Origin of the sequence: Pseudomonas sp. P179, assembly GCF_000478485.2 — a bacterium.
Lineage (GTDB): Bacteria > Pseudomonadota > Gammaproteobacteria > Pseudomonadales > Pseudomonadaceae > Pseudomonas > Pseudomonas aeruginosa.
On sequence record NZ_KI517354.1, the window covers coordinates 224,697 to 242,896 of the forward strand.

General features: G+C 68.2%; 19 protein-coding genes and 1 pseudogene. 13 read left to right on the plus strand and 7 right to left on the minus strand.

Annotation, left to right across the window (positions count from 1 at the left end; all coding sequences use genetic code 11):
- Window positions 1-1,433, minus strand: a 1,433-nt coding sequence (locus HMPREF1224_RS13845; RefSeq protein ID WP_010793028.1) for a condensation domain-containing protein, incomplete at its 3' end; no start/stop codon positions are given.
- A gap of 318 nt (window positions 1,434-1,751) precedes the next feature.
- Between HMPREF1224_RS13845 and HMPREF1224_RS13850 the strand changes: the two genes are divergently transcribed.
- Genes HMPREF1224_RS13850 through HMPREF1224_RS13885 form a run of 8 tightly spaced genes read left to right on the plus strand, consistent with a single transcriptional unit; the run spans window position 1,752 to window position 7,936 of the window.
- Window positions 1,752-2,963 carry a PepSY-associated TM helix domain-containing protein gene (locus tag HMPREF1224_RS13850; protein WP_003106912.1) on the plus strand — a complete coding sequence of 404 codons (1,212 nt, stop codon included), beginning with the start codon at window positions 1,752-1,754 and terminating at the stop codon, window positions 2,961-2,963.
- On the plus strand, window positions 2,960-3,499 hold the full coding sequence (locus tag HMPREF1224_RS13855) for a hypothetical protein (RefSeq protein WP_003111932.1): 540 nt from the start codon (window positions 2,960-2,962) through the stop codon (window positions 3,497-3,499). Before HMPREF1224_RS13850 ends, HMPREF1224_RS13855 begins: the two co-directional genes overlap by 4 nt.
- On the plus strand, window positions 3,496-3,825 hold the full coding sequence (locus HMPREF1224_RS13860; RefSeq protein ID WP_003089624.1) for a hypothetical protein: 330 nt from the start codon (window positions 3,496-3,498) through the stop codon (window positions 3,823-3,825). The genes HMPREF1224_RS13855 and HMPREF1224_RS13860 overlap by 4 nt, the downstream gene beginning before the upstream one ends.
- Window positions 3,822-4,382, plus strand: a complete 561-nt coding sequence (locus HMPREF1224_RS13865) for a DUF6162 family protein (RefSeq protein ID WP_003089625.1) — start codon at window positions 3,822-3,824, stop codon at window positions 4,380-4,382. Before HMPREF1224_RS13860 ends, HMPREF1224_RS13865 begins: the two co-directional genes overlap by 4 nt.
- A 32-nt stretch (window positions 4,383-4,414) precedes the next feature.
- Entirely contained in the window at window positions 4,415-5,368 is a 954-nt protein-coding gene (locus tag HMPREF1224_RS13870) for a metal ABC transporter substrate-binding protein (protein ID WP_003113055.1), read from the plus strand.
- On the plus strand, window positions 5,365-6,120 hold the full coding sequence (locus tag HMPREF1224_RS13875; protein WP_010793029.1) for a metal ABC transporter ATP-binding protein: 756 nt from the start codon (window positions 5,365-5,367) through the stop codon (window positions 6,118-6,120). Before HMPREF1224_RS13870 ends, HMPREF1224_RS13875 begins: the two co-directional genes overlap by 4 nt.
- A complete protein-coding gene (locus HMPREF1224_RS13880; RefSeq protein ID WP_003106903.1) occupies window positions 6,117-7,022 on the plus strand; it encodes a metal ABC transporter permease in 906 nt (301 codons plus the stop codon). The genes HMPREF1224_RS13875 and HMPREF1224_RS13880 overlap by 4 nt, the downstream gene beginning before the upstream one ends.
- Window positions 7,019-7,936, plus strand: coding sequence for a metal ABC transporter solute-binding protein, Zn/Mn family (locus tag HMPREF1224_RS13885; protein WP_010793030.1), 918 nt, complete (start codon window positions 7,019-7,021; stop codon window positions 7,934-7,936). Before HMPREF1224_RS13880 ends, HMPREF1224_RS13885 begins: the two co-directional genes overlap by 4 nt.
- A gap of 101 nt (window positions 7,937-8,037) precedes the next feature.
- On the opposite strand, the gene HMPREF1224_RS13890 is transcribed toward HMPREF1224_RS13885, so the two are convergent.
- The 5 genes from HMPREF1224_RS13890 to HMPREF1224_RS13910 form a co-directional block, all read right to left on the minus strand.
- Entirely contained in the window at window positions 8,038-8,802 is a 765-nt protein-coding gene (locus HMPREF1224_RS13890) for a thioesterase II family protein (RefSeq protein ID WP_010793031.1), read from the minus strand.
- Window positions 8,803-9,021 carry an MbtH family protein gene (locus HMPREF1224_RS13895; RefSeq protein WP_003089636.1) on the minus strand — a complete coding sequence of 73 codons (219 nt, stop codon included), beginning with the start codon at window positions 9,019-9,021 and terminating at the stop codon, window positions 8,803-8,805. It abuts the gene before it with no gap.
- A 77-nt stretch (window positions 9,022-9,098) separates the two neighbouring features.
- Complete coding sequence (locus tag HMPREF1224_RS13900; RefSeq protein ID WP_003089638.1) at window positions 9,099-10,508, minus strand: aspartate aminotransferase family protein; 1,410 nt, start codon at window positions 10,506-10,508, stop codon at window positions 9,099-9,101.
- A 167-nt stretch (window positions 10,509-10,675) separates the two neighbouring features.
- Window positions 10,676-11,995: a PQQ-dependent sugar dehydrogenase gene (locus HMPREF1224_RS13905; protein WP_004349906.1), complete on the minus strand. Its 1,320-nt coding sequence runs from the start codon at window positions 11,993-11,995 to the stop codon at window positions 10,676-10,678.
- The gene (locus HMPREF1224_RS13910; protein WP_010793032.1) at window positions 11,988-12,413 is read right to left on the minus strand and encodes a DUF2231 domain-containing protein; all 426 of its coding nucleotides are present in this window, start codon (window positions 12,411-12,413) and stop codon (window positions 11,988-11,990) included. The genes HMPREF1224_RS13905 and HMPREF1224_RS13910 overlap by 8 nt, the downstream gene beginning before the upstream one ends.
- 418 nt (window positions 12,414-12,831) lie before the next feature.
- Between HMPREF1224_RS13910 and HMPREF1224_RS45235 the strand changes: the two are divergent.
- A pseudogene (locus tag HMPREF1224_RS45235) lies at window positions 12,832-12,930 on the plus strand (trehalase family glycosidase); the annotation flags it as partial.
- A gap of 3 nt (window positions 12,931-12,933) precedes the next feature.
- Here the strand turns inward: HMPREF1224_RS45235 and HMPREF1224_RS13915 are convergent.
- Complete coding sequence (locus HMPREF1224_RS13915) at window positions 12,934-13,872, minus strand: LysR substrate-binding domain-containing protein (RefSeq protein ID WP_003105956.1); 939 nt, start codon at window positions 13,870-13,872, stop codon at window positions 12,934-12,936.
- A gap of 100 nt (window positions 13,873-13,972) precedes the next feature.
- Between HMPREF1224_RS13915 and HMPREF1224_RS13920 the strand changes: the two genes are divergently transcribed.
- The 4 genes from HMPREF1224_RS13920 (at window position 13,973) to HMPREF1224_RS13935 (ending at window position 18,064) form a co-directional block, all read left to right on the plus strand.
- Window positions 13,973-14,833 (plus strand): pirin family protein, encoded by an 861-nt coding sequence (locus HMPREF1224_RS13920; RefSeq protein WP_003089646.1) that lies wholly within the window; start codon window positions 13,973-13,975, stop codon window positions 14,831-14,833.
- Window positions 14,834-14,930: 97 nt separating this feature from the next.
- Window positions 14,931-15,611 (plus strand): hydrolase, encoded by a 681-nt coding sequence (locus HMPREF1224_RS13925; protein WP_003089647.1) that lies wholly within the window; start codon window positions 14,931-14,933, stop codon window positions 15,609-15,611.
- Between the two features lie 80 nt (window positions 15,612-15,691).
- A complete protein-coding gene (locus tag HMPREF1224_RS13930) occupies window positions 15,692-17,110 on the plus strand; it encodes an OprD family porin (RefSeq protein ID WP_010793034.1) in 1,419 nt (472 codons plus the stop codon).
- A 33-nt stretch (window positions 17,111-17,143) separates the two neighbouring features.
- Window positions 17,144-18,064, plus strand: coding sequence for a SphA family protein (locus HMPREF1224_RS13935; protein ID WP_003089649.1), 921 nt, complete (start codon window positions 17,144-17,146; stop codon window positions 18,062-18,064).
- Window positions 18,065-18,200 lie beyond the last annotated feature (136 nt).

Below are 18,200 nucleotides of genomic sequence, written 5' to 3' on the forward strand. Positions count from 1 at the left end.
GGGTTCTCCAGCATGCCGCGCAGCAGGTTCTGCCAATGCCGCGCCATGCGCTCGACGGTCCGCGCCTCGAACAGGTCGGTCGCGTAGGTCAGCGCGGCGTACAGGCGGCCGCCCTTCTCGTAGGTATCCAGGCTCAGGTCGAACTGGGTGGTACGGCTCTTCCAGTCGAGCTGGCCGAAGCTCAGGCCGGCCACGCTGTCCAGCGCCTCGATGTCGGCCACCAGCGGCTGGTGGTTGTACATCACCTGGAACAGCGGGCTGTGGCTCAGGCTGCGCTCGACCTTGAACGCCTCGACCAGGCGCTCGAACGGCAGATCCTGATGGGCCTGGGCGCCAAGCACGGTGTCCTTGAGCCCGGCCAGCAGGGTCGCCACCGACGTGCGGCCGTCGAATACCGAGCGCAGCACCTGGGTGTTGACGAACAGGCCGATCAGCCCTTCCACCTCGGCGCGGTTGCGGTTGGCGATGGGGACGCCGACCCGCAGGTCGGTCTGCCCGCTATAGCGTTGCAGGAGGATATTGAAGCCGCCGAGCAACAGCATGAACAGGGTCAGCCCCTGGCGTCGGGCGGTGCCGCGCAGGGCCTCGGCCAGGGCCGGCTCGATGCTGAACTCGTAACGGCTGCCACGGTAGCTGGGAACCGCCGGACGCGGATGGTCAGTCGGCAACTCCAGGACCAGATGCCGCTCGCCGAGCTTGCCGCGCCAGTACTCCAGCTGGCGCTCCTGCTCACCGGCCTCCAGCCAGCTGCGCTGCCACAGGGCGTAATCGGCGTACTGGATCGGCAAGGCCGGCAGGCCGGGCTCCGCGCCAGTCGCATAGGCACTGTAGAAACGACTGAATTCTTCGATCAGCACGTTCATCGACCAGCCGTCGGACACGATGTGATGCAGGGTCAACAGCAGCACATGCCGCTCCTCGCCCAGGCGGATCAGGCGGACCCGCAGCAACGGCCCCTCGCACAGGTCGAACGGCTGCAACGACTCGCGCTGCGCCTCCTCGCGCAGGCGGGCTTCCTGCTCGGCCTCGGGCAGGCCGCTGCAATCCTCGAAGGCAACCTCCAGCGGGCGTTGCAGGGGCGCCTGCGCCAGGCTGTCGTCGGCGCCGCGCGGGAACACCGTACGCAGGGTTTCATGACGCTGCACCAGGCTGGCGAAGGCGCGCTCCAGCGCCTGGCGATCCAGCGGTCCGTTCAGGCGCACCGCGCTGGGCAGGTTGTAGGCGCCACTCTGTGGCTCCAGGTGCCAGAGGAACCACATGCGCTGCTGGGCGTAGGACAGGCGGTTGCGCTCGGCCGAAGACACGCCGGCCGGAATCGGGAACAGCGAGAAATCGATTCCCTCCCCTCGCAGGGTTTCGAGGAAGACCCGACGCTTCTCAACGGGTAGTTCGATAAAGCGGCGGGCGAGCTTGAGGGAATCTTCTGCGTTCATCGGTCTTCTTCCGTGCACATGGGCAACGAGCGCGGGGCTCGGTCATTCATGTGAAACGGACGACACATCGTGAAAATTAACCGGACAGCGACTTCCGGTCGCACCTTGGCCGATCGGTTTTTTTGCATAGCCATCAGGCGTTTACGGAAGCCCTCGGACAAGCCGCCGGCACCAGGCTGAAAGCAACTGCGAAACATTTGCTTTCATCTTCCCCTTCAGGTTCTACCGGCCTCATTCGTCCTATATGGATGAACGGGGCGCATCCAGTCCCCGCAACCCATGGTCGGTGCCCACGACCCCTAACCTACCGTTAGCCTCATGTCGAAAAAGTCCCGCTCCAGACTCTGGTTCCTCGTCCACAGCTGGCTGGCCCTGCCCATCTGGTTCTTCGTCCTGATCGTCTGCGTCACCGGCACCCTGGCGGTGGTCAGCCAGGAGATCGTCTGGCTGGCCAACCCTGACGTCCGGGCCAGCAAGCCCTACGAAGATGCCGAGCCGCTCAGCTTCAGCCAGGTCCTGAAGGCGATCAACGAAGCCCAACCGGACCTCCTGGTCGAATCCATCCAGCGCCCCGACGAAGAGCATTTCGCCCTTACTGCCGAGGTCAGCTATCCCGGCGGCAGCGAGGCGACCCTGTACATCAACCCCTACACCGGCGCCATCCAGGGCGAAAGCCCCTCCTTCGACTTTCGTCAGTTCACCCGTGCCCTGCACGGATGGTGGCTGGTTCCGTTCAACAACGGCTACAGCTGGGGCTGGTACATGGTCTCGCTGCTCGGCCTCCCCATGCTGGCATCGCTCATCACCGGGCTGGTGGTCTATAAACGATTCTGGAAGGGCTTTCTCAAACCCAGATTACGCATCAACCAGGGCGCCCGGATCTTCTGGGGCGACTTCCATCGCCTGAGCGGCATCTGGTCGATCTGGTTCATCGCCCTGATTTCCATCACCGGCACCTGGTTCCTGATCCAGGCCATCCTTGCCGACAACCACGTCACCCTGACCAACGACGGCATCCCTCCGGTCATCGCACGCGCCGACGTGCCCCGCGCCGCACCCGGTCAGAAGGTTCCATACATCGAGCTGGACGAGGCGGTGCGGCTCGTCACCGGGCGTATCCCCAGCCTGGAGGCCAGCGCGGTGTTCCTGCCCGGCAACGCCTACAGCCCGATGTTCGTGGCCGGACGCGGCTGGTATCCGCTCATGTTCCAGTCGGCCGCGCTGAACCCTTATACCGGCAAGATCGAAACCACCCGCCTGCTCAGCGACCGTACCCCCCTGCAGTTCGTCACCGAATCCATGCGTCCCCTGCACACCGGCGATTTCGGCGGTATCTGGGTCAAGCTGATCTGGTTCGTCTTCGGCCTGCTGCTGAGCATGATGGTGCTCAGCGGCCTGCTGATCTGGAGCAAGCGCACCGCACAGGCCACCGCCGCGCTGGTCAAGCGCGGCAAGCGCCCGGCGCGCCAGCCGAAACCGGCCAAGCCGGCGCCGGTAATGGCCAACCAGACCGCGGAGGGACAGCCATGAGCAAGGCCGCCGTTGCCCAGCCCGTTTCGCCGCTGCGCCAGTTCTGGCTGCGCTGGCGTTTCCACCTGAACGTTCTGCTGATCCTGATCCCGCTCGGTTTCATGCCGCGTTATTTCGCCGACATGGCGTTGTTCTCTGGCAGCAGCGGACTGGGTGAACGCGAGATCGGCGAAGTCCAGGTAGGCCCCTGGAGTCTCAAGCTCGCCGAATGGCGTATCGAACCGCCGCACGACGAAGGCCCCGCCGGCTTCATGAAGGACTTCAATGCCGCCCTCTGCCAGGCCTGCATTCCCCAGGTCAAGGCGACCTACCTGCGCATCGGCAAGCCGCGCAGCCTGCGTGCCGCCGGGGTGATCTTCTTCGGCAGCCCCTACCGCATGGGCACCAGCGTGCCGATCCCGCCGCGCACCCGGCCCGATGCCGAGCTGTGGATCACCATGGAAGGTTGGGACGGCTCCATGCACCAGGCTTCCATTCCCCTGGCCGAGGCATCCCCCGCCACCGTGGCCTGGCTGAACAAACGAGGTAAGCAATGAGCATCCACACCCGCCCCTGGCGCCTGCCCCTGGCCGCCCTGTTGCTCGGCCTGAGCGGCGCGGCCCTGGCGCACAACCCGATCTGCGAATGCGAGGAAGTGCAGGCCGGCGAGATCCGCTGCAAGGGCGGCTTCTCCGACGGCAGCGGCGCCCCCGGCGTGACCCTCGACGTGATCGGCTACGACGAGCAGATCCTGGTTCCCGGCAAGCTCGGCGCCGACTCGACCCTGACCTTCAAGCGTCCCGACGGCGAGTTCTACGTGCTGTTCGACGCCGGCCCCGGCCACGTGGTGGAAATCGACCACGCCGACATCGCCGCGCCATGAGCGTCGAAACCGTCCGCCCGGCCGGCGCCGGCCACGAGACCCTCTACGTACTGCTCGGCAGCGTGCTGATTCTGGCCCTCGCCGCCACGGTGGTCGGGCTGCGCCAGCAGTCCCATGAAGCGCAAGCCCTGGACGCCCACCAGGTGGATGCCCGGCTCGACCTGAATGCCGCCGAACAGGGCATCTATGCCGACCTGCAGGTCGCCGCCGAAGACATCCAGGCGCGCCTGGACGACGGCGAAGCCGCGCCCTCCGTCGACGAACTGGCCGCCGAGGGCTTCCCGCCCTTCGTCGCCGACGTCGCCGCAAGCAGCCGCGGCGAGCACCGCTGGAGCCACGGCGAAACCGCCGGGCGTCCTAGCTACCTGGGCGTCAGCGGCAAGCCCGAGGTGGCCGGCTCGTTCCTCCTGCTGCTCGGCCCCGCCGAAGTCTGGCTGAAGCCCGCCGCGGCCGCTGCCGGCGCCGTACCGGGCGACGCCCGCGCCCTGGCCGACGCCGGCTGGCGCCAGGTGGTCAGCCGCTTCGACGCCGGCGTGACCCGTCAGCACCGCCATTGATCGCACATCGACTCCACAGAAGGCGTTTTTCCATGCTGTTCTCCCGTCGCTCATCCCGTCCGCGCGGCCTCGCCGCCCTCCTCCCGGGCCGCGCCCTGCTGGCCGCCCTGCTGCTGGCCCTGCTCGCCCCGCTGGCCCAGGCCGAAGACGGCAAGCGCCTGCGCATCGGCATCACCCTGCATCCCTACTACAGCTACGTGAGCAACATCGTCGGCGACAAGGCCGAGGTGGTGCCGCTGATCCCCGCCGGTTTCAACCCGCATGCCTACGAGCCGCGCGCCGAGGACATCAAACGCATCGGCACGCTCGACGTGGTGGTGCTCAACGGCGTCGGCCATGACGATTTCGCCGAGCGCATGATCGCCTCCAGCGAAAAGCCCGGCATCCCGGTGATCGAGGCGAACGCCAAGGTGCCGCTGCTGGCCGCCACTGGCATGGCCGCGCGCGGCGCCGGCAAGGTGGTCAACCCGCACACCTTCCTGTCCATCAGTGCCTCGATCACCCAGGTCAACACCATCGCCCGCGAACTGGGCAAGCTCGACCCGGCCAACGCCAAGGCCTACACCCGCAACGCCCGGGCCTACGCCAAGCGCCTGCGGGCCCTGCGCGCCGACGCCCTGGCGCGGCTGAACAAGGCCCCGGCCGCCGACTTCCGCGTCGCCACCATCCACGGCGCCTACGACTACCTGCTGCGCGAATTCGGCCTGGAAGTCACCGCCGTGGTCGAGCCGGCCCACGGCATCGAGCCGAGTCCGAGCCAGTTGAAGAAGACCATCGACCAGCTCAAGGCGCTGGACGTGAAGGTGATCTTCTCCGAGATCGACTTCCCCTCCACCTACGTCGAGACCATCCAGCGCGAGTCCGGGGTGAAGCTCTATTCGCTGTCGCACATTTCCTATGGCGATTACAGCGCCGGCAAGTACGAGGAAGAAATGGCGCGCAACCTCGACACCGTGGTCCGCGCCATCCAGGAGTCCGGCGCATGACCGTGGCCGAACGGCTTTGCGCCACGCCTTGCGGGCCGGCCATCGAGTTCGCCGGGATCGACCTGAGCCTCGGCGGCAGCCGCATCCTCGATGGCGTGCGCCTGCGCGTCGAGGCCGGCAGCGTGCACGCGCTGGTCGGACCGAACGGCGGCGGCAAGAGTTCGCTGGTCAAGACCCTGCTCGGGCAGATGCCGCATCGCGGCGAGCTGCGCCTGGAGTGGCCCGGCGCGCCCGGCTGCATCGGCTACGTGCCGCAGGCGCTGGAGTTCGACCGCGGCCTGCCGCTCACCGTCGACGATTTCATGGCCGCCATGTGCCAGCGCCGTCCGGCCTTCCTCGGCCTGTCGCGCAGCCGGCGCCCGGCGATCGACGCGGCCCTGGAGCGGGTCGGCATGCTGGCCAAGCGCGGTCGGCGCATGGGCGCCCTCTCCGGCGGCGAGCGCCAGCGCGTGCTGCTGGCCCAGGGCCTGGTACCGCCGCCGCAACTGCTGGTGCTGGACGAACCGATGTCGGCCCTCGACGAGGGCGGCATCCAGGTCTTCGAGCGGCTGCTGCTGGACTGGCGCCAGGCCGGCGTCACCGTGCTCTGGATCGAGCACGACCTGGAGGCCGTCGGCCGCCTCGCCGACCGGGTCAGCGGTCTCAACCGCCACCTGCTGTTCGACGGTCCGGCGGCCAGCAGCCTGACCCCGGAACGCCTGCTCACGCTGTTCTCCACCCAGCCCCGGAAGAACGTGGAGGCCAGCCGATGAACGACGCCTACGAACAACTGCGCCAGGCCGTCCAGGCCTGGGCCGCCGCCGGTTACCTGCCGGAGACCCTGGCCTACGGCTTCGTCGTCAACGCGCTCCTCGCCGGCCTGCTGATCGGCCCGGTGCTCGGCGGCCTCGGCACCCTGGTGGTGGTCAAGCGCTTCGCCTTCTTCTCCGAGGCGGTCGGCCACGCCGCGCTCACCGGCGTGGCCATCGGCATCCTGCTCGGCGAGCCCTACACCGGGCCCTACGGAAGCCTGTTCGGCTACTGCCTGCTGTTCGGCGTCCTGCTCAACTACCTGCGCAACCGCACCGGCCTGGCCCCGGACACCCTGATCGGGGTGTTCCTCTCGGTGTCCCTGGCGCTCGGCGCCAGCCTGCTGCTGGTGCTGGCGGGCAAGATCAACGTGCATATCCTCGAGAACGTGCTGTTCGGCTCGGTGCTGACCGTGAACGGCCATGACCTCGCGGTGCTGGCGGCGGTCGCCGTGCTGGTGCCGTGCCTGGCCCTGCCGCTGTACAACCGCATCATGCTGGCCAGCTTCAACCCGCAACTGGCGGCGGTGCGCGGGGTCGCGGTGAAGAGCCTGGACTACCTGTTCGTAGCCCTGGTGACCCTGGTCACCGTCGCCGCGGTGAAAGTGATCGGCGCGATCCTGGTCGGAGCCCTGCTGGTGATCCCGGCGGCGGCGGCGCGCCTGGTCAGCCAGTCGCTGAAAGGGTTCTTCTGGCTGGCGGTGCTGATCGCCACCGTCAGCACGCTGGCCGGTATCCTGTTGCCGATCATGTTCGACCTGCCGATTCCCTCCGGCGCCGCGATCATCCTGGTCGCCGGCCTGGCCTTCGGCCTCGCCGCCATCGCTCGCGGCTGCCTGCCGCACCTGAAAGGAACCCCCGGATGAACCTGAAACCCCATTGCCTCGCCCTGGCCCTGGCTTGCGCCGGACTCGCCGGCCCGCTCCCGGCCCTCGCCGCGACGCCGGCCGCGGCTCAGTCCGCGCAAGTCACGGTACTGGCCAGCCTGCCGGTCACCCACGCCCTCGCCGAACGCCTACTGCGGGACACCGAGGTCAAGCTGCAACGGGTCGCCCCGGCCAACCTGCCGGCCAGCCGCCAGGCCTCGTTCTTCGCCGGGCGCGGCGCCGGCGGCCTGGCCAAAGCCGCCGGGCAGGCCGACGCGGTGATCGACCTGCGCTCGATCTGGAGCGACGACCCGCTCTACCCGCTGGCCCGCCGTAGCAATATCCGTATCGTCGAGATCGACGCCGCGCGTCCGGTGGACGGCGCCCTGCCCGGCATCGCCCTGCGCCCCGGCAGCGACCTGCATGCCTACCCCTGGCTCAACCCGACCAACCTGGGACGCATGGCCGATGTCCTCGCCAGCGACCTGGAACGCCTGGCGCCCGGCGCCGCAGCGACCATCCAGGCCAACCTGGCGACGCTGAAGAAGCAATTGCTGGAAGCGACCGCCAGTAACGAAACTCGCCTGGCGAAGGCCGACAACCTCAGCGTGATCAGCCTCTCCGAACGCCTCGGCTACCTGCTCGCCGGGCTCAACCTGGACCCGCTGGACGTGGAGATCCAGGCCGACGACGGCTGGACCGAGACCAGTATCCAGGCTTTCGCCGAGGAGCTGAAGAGCGAGGACATCGCCCTGGTCCTGCACCATCGCCAGCCACCCAAGCCCCTCGCCGATGCCATCGCCGCCAGCGGCGCACGCCTGGTAGTGGTGGACACCGAGGCGGCGGACCCGGTGGCCGGCCTGGAAAGCGACATGAAAGCGATAGTCGAAGGGCTGCTGGCCGGTAAAGGCTGAGCCGCGCCTCGTAACGAAAAAAAGGCCGGGGAGCGCTGCTCACCGGCCTTTTTTTCGTCGACATCGGACCCGCCGCAGGGCCTATGGCGCCCTCGCGGGCATCAGCAGATCGCCGCCGACTCCACCGCCAACGCCGCGGCGCCCTGCCCCGCGCGCCAGGCCTCGACCTGGCGCTCGACGACCGCCAGCACCTCGGCCTCGCGCTGATGGATGAAGAAGTGCCCGCCGTCGAACAGCTCCAGTCCGAAACCGCTGCGGGTTTCCTCGGCCCAGGCCAGCAACTGTTCCTCGCTGGCCTTGTCCTCCCTGCCGCCAAGCGTTCGGATCGGACAGGCCAGCTGCGGGCGCCGCTGGTGACGGTAGCTGCCGCAGAGCAGGAAATCGGCGCGCAGGATCGGCAGGGTCAGGCTCATCAGCTCGCGGTTGCCCAGCACCTCTTCCGGCGTACCTTGCAGGTCGCGCAGATCGGCGATCAGCTCGGCGTCGCTCTTCGGCTCGGCGAAACCGCGGTCATACTCGGCGCGTCGCGACGGCGCCGCGGTGCCGCAGGCGAAGAACCCCAGCGGCGTCGGGCAACCCAGTTCGCGCAAGGCATACAGCACCTCGCAGGCGAGCAAGGCGCCGAGGCTGTGGCCGAGCATCGCGTAGGGACCCTGGCGGACCTCGTCGTGCAGCTCGCGCGCCAGTTGCTGCGCCAGGCTCGCCAGGTCGGTCTGCAACGGCTCGGCCATCCGCGCCCCGCGCCCCGGCAACTCCACCGGACGCACCGCCAGCCAGGCCGGCAGCTTGCGCCGCCAGCGGCTGTAGGTCATGGCGCTGGCGCCGGAATACGGCAGGCAGAACAGCCGTACGGGCGTACCGCCCACTCAGCCGGCCGCCTTGTCCATGTGCTGGCGCAGGCTCAGCGGGCGCATGTCGGTCCAGACTTCCTCGATGTAGGCCAGGCAGTCCTTCTTCAGGCCGCTCTTGCCGGCCGCCCGCCAGCCCTGGGGAATCTCCTTGTATTCCGGCCAGATGGAATACTGCTCCTCATGGTTGACCACTACCTGGAACTGGATGTCGTCACGGTCGAACACTGAAGTCATTGCTTGCTCCTGATGGGATCGAACGGCCGCGCGCAGCACGGCCCTTGCGTTGGATAACGAAAAGCCCGGCGGGAAAATTAGCCGGCCAGCGCCGCGCCGAGGGCGCGGGCGAAACGCCGGGCCACCTCGTCGATCTGTTCGGCGCCGATGATCAGCGGCGGCAGGAAGCGCACCACGCTGCCGTGGCGGCCGCCCAGTTCGAGGATCAGGCCGCGCCTCAGGCACTCGCGCTGGACCCGCGAGGCCAGGGCGCCGTCGGTCGGCGGATGACCGAGGGCATCCGCCTCGCCCTGCGGGTCGACGATCTCGACCCCGAGCATCAGCCCCCGACCGCGGATATCGCCCAGTTGCGGATAGTCGCGCTGGAGGATGCGCAGGTGCTCGGCCAGGCGCTCGCCCATGGCCGCCGCGTGGGCCGCCAGGTCGTGTTCCTTCAGGTAGCGCATCACCGCCGAACCGGCGGCCATGGCCATCTGGTTGCCGCGGAAGGTGCCGGCGTGGGCGCCGGGCTGCCATTTGTCCAGCCATTCGCGGTAGACCACCACCGCCAGCGGCAGGCTGCCGCCGATGGCCTTGGACAGCACCACCACGTCGGGGACGATGCCGGCGTGCTCGAAGGCGAACATCCTGCCGGTACGGGCGAAGCCGCTCTGGATCTCGTCGACGATCAGCGCCACCCCGGCCTGCTCGGTGATCCGCCGCAAGCCGCGCAGCCAGTCGAGATCGGCCGGGACCACGCCGCCCTCGCCCTGGACCACCTCGACGATCACCGCCGCCGGCAACTGCACGCCGCCTTCCGGATCGTTCAGCAGGTTCTCCAGGTAGTGCAGGTTCGCCTTGACCCCCGCCTCGCCGCCGAGACCGAACGGGCAACGGTAATCGTAGGGATACGGCAGGAACTGCACGCCCGTGCTGAGCACCGCGCCCAGCGGCTTCTTCGGTCCGAGATTGCCCATCAGCCCCAGCGCGCCCTGGCTCATGCCGTGGTAGCCGCCCTGGAACGACAGGATGGTGCTGCGCCCGGTGGCGGTGCGTACCAGTTTCAGCGCGGCTTCCACCGCGTCGGTGCCGGTCGGGCCGCAGAACTGGATCTTCGCCTCGGCGGCCAGCGCCGGCGGCAGCAGGCCGAACAGGTCCTGGACGAACTGGTCCTTCACCGGGGTGGTCAGGTCGAGGGTGTGCAGCGGCAGCTCGTCGGCCAGAACCTGGCGGATCGCCTCGATCACCACCGGATGGTTGTGCCCCAGCGCCAGGGTGCCGGCGCCGGCCAGGCAATCGATGAAGGTACGCCCCTCGACGTCCTCCACCAGCAGCCCCCTGGCCTTCTTCAGCGCCAGCGGAATCCGCCGCGGATAGCTGCGCGCGTTGGACTCCTGGCGGCTTTGCCGTTCCAGCAAGGGCGACTGGGAGAACTCGTAGAGCGTTTCGCCCTCCGCCGGGGTGGCGCGGAGCGGCTGGTCTTCGATGACGCTGGTGGCGACGTGCATGTCTTCAACCCTCAAGGCGTGGTGGTGTTCCACTGGCAACGAGCGATCCTGCCGCCAGGGGCGGCATTCGCGGATCGGATGCACAGGAGACGCAGGAGGGACGCACGGATTTACTGCGCCGGATGCCCGGACCGCCAGCTCCGGCCCGGACACCGTCGAGCGGGCCGCTAGTCGGTGCCCGCGGCGCTCACCCGCCAGATCGCATTGCCGACGTCGTCGGCGATCAGCAACGCGCCGTCGGCCGCCTGCGCCAACCCCACCGGCGCGCCGAACAACTGCTTCTCGTCCGCGGAGACGAACCCGGTCACCACCGGCTGCGGCGCACCGGCGGGCTTGCCGTCGGCGAACGGCACATGGACCACCTGGAAGCCGCTGACCGGCGAGCGGTTCCAACTGCCGTGCTCGCTGACGAAGGCGCCGTTGCGATAGCGCTCGGGCAACTCGTCGCCGGTGTAGAAGAACAGGCCCAGCGCGGCCACGTGGGAACCCAGCGCGTAGTCGGGGACGATGGCCTTCGCCACCAGGTCGGGACGCTGCGGCTTCACCCGCGAATCCAGGTGCTGGCCGAAGTAGCTGTAGGGCCAGCCGTAGAAGCCGCCCTCCCGTACCGAGGTCAGGTAGTCCGGGACCAGGTCGTTGCCGATCTCGTCGCGCTCGTTGACGATGGTCCACAGCTTGCCGGAGACCGGTTCCCACTGCAGGCCGGTCGGGTTGCGCAGGCCGGAGGCGTAGATGCGGCTGCCGCGGCTGGCGACGTCCACCTCGAGAATCGCCGCGCGACGGTATTCGATCGCCGCGCCGTTCTCGGTGATGTTGCTGTTCGAACCGACGCCCACGTAGAGCTTGCGCCCGTCGGGACTGGCTAGCAGCGCCTTGGTCCAGTGGTGGTTGATGGTGTCCGGCAGGTCGGTGAACTCCATCCCCGGGTCGGCGACCCGGGTTTCACCCGGCACGTAGCGGTAGCGCATGATGTTCCCGGTATTGGCGACATACAGGTAATCCCCCACCCGCTGCACGCCGAACGGCGAGTCCAGCCCTTCCAGGAACACGTACTTCTGCCACTGGCCTCCGGCGCCGGCTCGGCGCAGCAGGGTGATGCGGTTGCCGCCCTTGCCGGCCTTGCCGGACTTCCCCTTGACCATCCCCGCGATGAGTTGCTTCGGCGTGGTCACCGGCGCGGTGCCGGGCGAGTTGGCCTCCACCACCAGCACATCGCCGTTGGGCAAGACCAGCAACTGGCGAGGGTGTTGCAGGCCATCGGCGATCTTCTCGATCTTCAGGCCCTGGGCCACCGTCGGCTTGGCCTCTCCCGACCAGCCCACGCCTTCCGGTACCTTCATCGGCGGCAGAAGGAAGTGCTTCGGTTCCGGAAGCGCCGGATTGGCGCCGGTCTGCTGCTGCGGATCGTTCTGCGACCCCTGATTGCAGCCGGCCAGGACCAGGCCGAGGGCAAGCGCGACGGGGCGCAGCGAGTGGAGGCTAGCCATGCGCCACCTCCTCCGCGGATACCGCCAGGAGCGCCTCTCCCAGCGCCAGCAGCAGCACCGTCGCGATCGACAGCCATAGCCCGGCCGGCATCACCGCATAGGCGTCGCGGCTGTGCACGAAGGCATTGAAGATGGCCAGGACGATGCCGGCGAACTTCAGCAAGGAGGAAACCCTGGCCGCCGCGACGACTGCCGCGCGCCGCAGCAGCCATACGCGGCACAGGTCGACGACGCAGGGCAGGATGGCGAACAGCAGGCCGATACTGATCAGCCAGGCCGCGCTCTTGCCCCACATCACCTCCGCCGTGGCGAAATAGGCGGCGTCGAAGACCAGGGCGGCGACGAAGAAACCGAAGGGAACCGGGTTGAGGACGTTGTAGAAGGCGTCCAGCGGTCTGAAGCGTAGTGCGGTGGCCATTGCGAAACACTCCTCTCGGGAAACGCAGGCTTCCCGACGTGAAGGGACGGGCAGGAGATTCGAACCGCCGAGGCCCTGCGCAAGGCGCGGGCAGCGGGGAACGGCACGGCGAAACGGCGACTGGGGGGCTCGCGCCCCTTCTGCGACGGACCTGCGCGAAGCGCTGGAGTTCATCTGCAAGGACCTGTCGGAAGCGATAGGTACGCTGGCGATCCTTCCGATGGAACTTCGTGCGCCGCGACTCACCGAAACAGGGGTAGCGACCTTCCCGGCCCTCCCGCCGGGTTGCCGCGCTGCCCCAGGCGCACCCCGCCGGCGACCGATCCGCGCCCGGCGTTTGTCGAAGAGGAGACAGCCGATGCCTGATCGAACCGCCCTGCCCCGCGCCTTGCTCGCGGCCTGGGTCCTGCTCCTCCAGGGCGGCGGTGGCGAGTACCCGCTGCAGGACGGCTTCGGCTGGTCCAACGGCGTGACCCTGCAACTGCTCCGACTCTACGGCCCGGGCGCCGGTCGCTGAGCCTCAGCCCGGCGCCGGGTACTGGCGCTGCGCGGCGTCGGCGAAGCCTGCGGCGAGAAAGTCGATCAGCGCGCGGACCGAAGGCAACAGCCCGCGCCGCGAGGGGAACATTGCCACCACCATGCCTTCCACCGGCGTCCACTCCGGCAGCACCCGCACCAGCCGGCGCTCGGCCAGGTCGCGACTGACCACGCAGAGCGGCAGGCCGCCGATCCCGACGCCCTCCAGCACCGCCTGGCGCAAGGTGCCGAGGTCGTCGCTGAGCAGTTGCGGGCGCAGGTTGAGGGCCGCGCTGCTGCCATCCGCGCCGACCAGCCGCAGGCTGCCGTCCAGGCGCGAACGCTCCCAGCCGACGTAGGGCATCGCCGACAGGTCGGCCGGCAGCTCCGGCGGGCGGTAGCGGGCCAGCAGCTCCGGGCTGGCCACCAGCACCTGCGGGCTGCGTGCCAGCACCTTCATCACCAGGTCGCTGTCCTCCAGCGGCGGGAAACGCAGCGACAGCGAGATGTCGTAGCCTTCGGCGATCACGTCGACCCGGCGATTGAAGGTCTTCACATACAGCTCGACGTTCGGATACTGCGCCATGAAGCGCGCCAGCATCGGCGCCAGTTCGAAGTGCAGCAGCGGCGTCGAGCAGGTCAGGCGGACCATTCCGCACGGCTCCGAGCGGTTCTGTTCGATGACGTCCTCGGCAGCCTCCGCTTCCACCGTCATCGCCACGCAATGACGGTAGTAGGCCTGGCCGATCTCGGTCACCTGGAATTGCCGCGTCGAGCGCTGCACCAGGCGTACGCCCAGGCGCGCCTCGAGCTGCGCGACCTTGCGGCTGATGGTCGACTTGGGAATCCCCAGCACCCGCCCGGCGGGGGCGAAGCCACCGTGCTCGACCACCTTGGCATAGATGAAAAGCGCGTTCAGATCGAACACCAGCTCACCACTCATCGTTCCACCTGCGAGACTCTGAGACTTGATTTGCGGACTACCGGTTCCCACTCCCGGGAACTAGCGTATCGCTCCATCGACTCAATCGAGGAGCACCGACGTGAAAAAGGTCCTGGGAATCTACGGCAACGCCAACCGCCACTGGGTGGGCGACGGATTCCCCGTTCGTTCGCTCTTTTCCTACAACACACTGGGCCAGCATATCAGCCCGTTCCTCTTGCTGGACTACGCCGGGCCTGCTGATTTCCCCCCCGCACAGCAGCGCCGCGGCGTAGGCCAGCATCCTCATCGCGGCTTCGAGACGGTGACCATCGTCTACCAGGGCGAGGTCGAGCACCACGACTCCACCGGCGCCGGCGGACGCATAGGGCCGGGGGATGTGCAGTGGATGACGGCGGCCTCCGGGATCCTCCACGAGGAGTACCACTCGGAACGCTTCCGTAGCACAGGTGGAACGCTGGAAATGGTCCAGCTATGGGTCAACCTGCCCTCCAGCGACAAGATGAACCCGCCGCGCTACCAGACCCTGCTGGATGCCGACATTCCCCGCGTCGGCCTGCCCGACAGGGCCGGCGAACTGCGGGTGATCGCCGGACGCTACGGCCGCCACCAGGGGCCGGCGCTGACCCACTCGCCGCTGGCGGTCTGGGACGTGCAGCTGAAGGCCGGCAAGCACCTCGCCCTCGACCTGCCCAAGGGACATACCTGCGCCGTGGTGGTCCTGCGCGGCACCCTCGCGGTCGGCGACGAGATCGTTCGCGAAGCCCAGGTCGCCCTGCTCGACCGCGACGACCCGCGGCTGGAACTGGAAGCCAACAACGACGTGCAGTTGCTGGTGCTCAGCGGCGAGCCGCTGGACGAGCCGATCATCGGCTATGGCCCCTTCGTGATGAGCAGCCGCGAGGAAATCGACCAGGCCATCGAGGACTTCGAGAACGGGCGCTTCATCCGCGCCCACTGAAGTCCGCCCCCCTACGACATGGCCCGCGCAGGAAGCGCGGGCCCGGCCGGGCTTTGCCCGAAATTCACGGACGACCACCCTGCAAGAGGAAATGGAAATGAGCGCTCCCGCCAACTTCAACGGCCAGACCCCGAAGATCGATCCGGCCAACGCCGCCATGTTGCTGATCGACCACCAGAGCGGCCTGTTCCAGACGGTCAAGGACATGCCGATGACCGAACTGCGCGCCAACGCCACCACCCTGGCCAAGGTCGCCACCCTGGCGAAGATCCCGGTGATCACCACCGCCTCGGTACCGCAGGGCCCCAACGGCCCGCTGATCCCGGAGATCCACGAGGCCGCGCCGCACGCCCAGTACGTCGCGCGCAAGGGTGAGATCAATGCCTGGGACAACCCGGAATTCGTCGCCGCGGTGAAGGCCACCGGCAAGAAGCAACTGATCATCGCCGGCACCATCACCAGCGTGTGCATGGCCTTCCCCAGCATCGCCGCGGTACACGACGGCTATCAGGTGTTCGCGGTGATCGACGCCTCCGGCACCTACTCCAAGATGGCCCAGGAAATCACCCTGGCACGGGTGGTCCAGGCCGGCGTGGTGCCGATGGACACCGCCGCGGTCTGCTCGGAAATCCAGCGCACCTGGAACCGCGACGACGCTGTGCAGTTCGCCGAGGCCTACAGCGCGGTCTTCCCGCACTACCAACTGCTGATCGAGAGCTACGCCAAGGCCCAGGCCGTGGTCACCAACCACGAGCAACTGGACTCGCAGCGCAAGTGATCCATGGGAAGGAAGGGGCGGCATGCCCCTTCCTTCCCGAGCGGGTGCTTGGTGGACAGCAACGACTACGGACCGGACCCATGCCTGATTCCTCCACGAAGCGCGGGGCTACGCTCTGCGTTGCCCTTGCCATAGGTCCGGGCTCGCTCCTGGCCGACGACTCCCTGGGCCATCGCGACAACATCAGCACCGGCCTGAACCAGCGGCAGAAAGCCGAAATGAAGGTGCCGCCGGGCTTCGTCGAAGGCTCGACGCTGAACGGTTTCCTCCGCAACTACTATTTCGCCCGCGACAACCACGACACCCCGTCCCGCCGCGACCAGCGCGAATGGGCCCAGGGCCTGATGCTGTCGTTCCGCTCCGGCTATACCGACACGCCGATAGGGGTCGGCCTGGATGCGCACGCCTTCTACGGCCTGCGCCTGGACGGCGGTGGCGGCAGCGGCGGCGCCGGCGTGTTGCCGCTGGACTCCGCCGGTCGCCCCGCCGACAGCTTCTCCGCCGCCGGCGCGGCCCTCAAGCTGCGCGGCCTGGACAGCCTGCTGAAGATCGGCGACCAGTTGCTGGAGAACCCGGTGATCGCCAGCGGCGTCAGTCGCATGGTGCCGCAGAGCTACCGTGGCGTGACCCTGAAGAACTACCATTTCCGCGCGTTCGAACTGGACGCCGGCTTCGTCGAAGCCACCCGCCTGCGCAACCAGAGCGGCCACAGTCATCTCACCAGCGGCTACGGCAACGGCACCAAGGGCGGTATCGCCGCCGATCGCGAAAGCCCGCACATCGCCTGGCTGGGCGCCAGCTACAGCGCCCCCGGCGGCAGCCAGGCGACGCTCTACAGCGGCCGCCTGGCGGATATCTGGAACCAGCACTACTTCGGCCTCAGCCAGCCGTGGCGGCTTTCCAGCCAATTGACCCTGACGCCCTGGCTGCATTACTACAAGACCCGCGACCAGGGCCGCAGCCAGCTCGGCCGGATCGACAACGACCTCTACAACGCCGGCCTGACCCTGGCCGGCGGCGGCCAGTCGCTGAGCCTCAGCCTGCAAAAGGTCGATGGCGACACTCCGTTCGACTTCATCGCGCAGAACGACCGGACCTTCCTCTACGAAAGCAACGCCATGCAGTACGCCGACTTCAACGGCCCCGGCGAGCGCTCGTGGAAGATCCAGTACCAGGCCAGCCTGGCCTTCCTCGCCGCCCCGGACTGGCAATTCGGCGCCGCCTACGGCCGTGGCCAGGCCGACCTGACCCGGGTCGACCCGGACAGCGCGGGCTACGGCTACCTCTACAACCCCAATGGCAAGAACGCCCAGCACTGGGAACGCGACCTGTCGCTGCGCTACGCCTTCCCCGCCGGCCCGGCCAAGGGCCTCAGCGTGACCCTGCGCTGGGCCACCCACCGCCCCGGCGAAGGCTACACCGCCCCCGGCAACACCCGCGGCAACTCCAGCTCCGACGAATACCGGGTGGTGGTCGACTACCCGATCAGGTTGCTCTGAACCCACGGAACCAGAAAAAAGAGAAACTCCCTCATGCGTGCAGCCCTGCTACCCACCTTCGGCGCCCTCTCCGCCGCACTCTGCCTGGAGGCCCGCGCCGACGCCGTCGCGCTGCCGCCGCTGGCGCTCGGCAACGCCAGCTTCATGGACGGCGTCAGCCGTCCCGGCATGCTCTTCGAACTGCCCCTGCAATACGTTCGGGCAAACAACGCCAGCGACGCCGGCGGGCATTCGGTTCCCGGTCGGCAACGGGTTCGTGGCACCACGCTGTTGCCGCACTTCGCCTACCTCAGCCAGAACACCCTGCTCGGCGCCCACTACGGCGCCGAAGTGCTGCTGCCGCTGGTACGCCTGGACCTCGATATCGACGGCGGCCCGGACGGCCGGCGCACCCGCCAGGGCGACCTGATCGTCAGTCCGCTGATGCTGCAATGGGGGCCCGCTACGCTGTTCGGCCGCCCCTACTGGCAGCGCCTGAACTTCGTCTTCTCCCTGCCCACCGGCGACTACGACAAGGACGCCGCGATCAACACCGGCAGCAACACCTGGATCTTCAACCCGCACTACGCCTTCACCTGGGAACTGGGCGAGCGCCTGGAACTCAGCGGCCGCCTGCACTACGCCTGGATCAGCCGCAACGACGACCCCTCGCCGCGCCTGGGTGCAAACGACGTACAGCCGGGCCAGGCGCTGCACGCGAACTTCTCGATCTCCTACGCGCTGGACCCGCACTGGCGGATCGGCCTGGCCGGCTACCAGTTGAAACAGATCAGCGCCGACCGCATCGACGACCACCGGCAGGCCGACTCGCGCGAGCAGGTCTTCGGCATAGGCCCGGGGGTGATGTACAGCCAGGGCAGGCAAACGCTGTTCGCCAACCTCTACGCCGAAAGCGGCGCACGCAACCGCAGCGAAGGCAACCAACTGACCCTGCGCTACCTGCTGGCGTTCTGAATCGGCGGATAACGCCCTGGAAACGCCGACACCTCCCCAGCTCCGTAGGGCGAATAACCGCTCGCGGTTATCCGCCGCTTATCCGCGACATCGGCGGATAACGCCCATGGCGTTATTCGCCCTACACACCCCGAAA

What these genes read in the sequence shown, in the direction of transcription:
- HMPREF1224_RS13915 (WP_003105956.1), bottom strand. Translation starts at nt 13,872, where the DNA reads ATGAGTGGTGAGCTGGTGTTCGATCTGAACGCGCTTTTCATCTATGCC.
- HMPREF1224_RS13870 (WP_003113055.1), top strand. Translation starts at nt 4,415, where the DNA reads ATGCTGTTCTCCCGTCGCTCATCCCGTCCGCGCGGCCTCGCCGCCCTC.
- HMPREF1224_RS13925 (WP_003089647.1), top strand. Translation starts at nt 14,931, where the DNA reads ATGAGCGCTCCCGCCAACTTCAACGGCCAGACCCCGAAGATCGATCCG.
- HMPREF1224_RS13850 (WP_003106912.1), top strand. Translation starts at nt 1,752, where the DNA reads ATGTCGAAAAAGTCCCGCTCCAGACTCTGGTTCCTCGTCCACAGCTGG.
- HMPREF1224_RS13855 (WP_003111932.1), top strand. Translation starts at nt 2,960, where the DNA reads ATGAGCAAGGCCGCCGTTGCCCAGCCCGTTTCGCCGCTGCGCCAGTTC.
- HMPREF1224_RS13910 (WP_010793032.1), bottom strand. Translation starts at nt 12,413, where the DNA reads ATGGCCACCGCACTACGCTTCAGACCGCTGGACGCCTTCTACAACGTC.
- HMPREF1224_RS13930 (WP_010793034.1), top strand. Translation starts at nt 15,692, where the DNA reads ATGCCTGATTCCTCCACGAAGCGCGGGGCTACGCTCTGCGTTGCCCTT.
- HMPREF1224_RS13865 (WP_003089625.1), top strand. Translation starts at nt 3,822, where the DNA reads ATGAGCGTCGAAACCGTCCGCCCGGCCGGCGCCGGCCACGAGACCCTC.
- HMPREF1224_RS13880 (WP_003106903.1), top strand. Translation starts at nt 6,117, where the DNA reads ATGAACGACGCCTACGAACAACTGCGCCAGGCCGTCCAGGCCTGGGCC.
- HMPREF1224_RS13905 (WP_004349906.1), bottom strand. Translation starts at nt 11,995, where the DNA reads ATGGCTAGCCTCCACTCGCTGCGCCCCGTCGCGCTTGCCCTCGGCCTG.
- HMPREF1224_RS13935 (WP_003089649.1), top strand. Translation starts at nt 17,144, where the DNA reads ATGCGTGCAGCCCTGCTACCCACCTTCGGCGCCCTCTCCGCCGCACTC.
- HMPREF1224_RS13885 (WP_010793030.1), top strand. Translation starts at nt 7,019, where the DNA reads ATGAACCTGAAACCCCATTGCCTCGCCCTGGCCCTGGCTTGCGCCGGA.
- HMPREF1224_RS13900 (WP_003089638.1), bottom strand. Translation starts at nt 10,508, where the DNA reads ATGCACGTCGCCACCAGCGTCATCGAAGACCAGCCGCTCCGCGCCACC.
- HMPREF1224_RS13860 (WP_003089624.1), top strand. Translation starts at nt 3,496, where the DNA reads ATGAGCATCCACACCCGCCCCTGGCGCCTGCCCCTGGCCGCCCTGTTG.
- HMPREF1224_RS13895 (WP_003089636.1), bottom strand. Translation starts at nt 9,021, where the DNA reads ATGACTTCAGTGTTCGACCGTGACGACATCCAGTTCCAGGTAGTGGTC.
- HMPREF1224_RS13875 (WP_010793029.1), top strand. Translation starts at nt 5,365, where the DNA reads ATGACCGTGGCCGAACGGCTTTGCGCCACGCCTTGCGGGCCGGCCATC.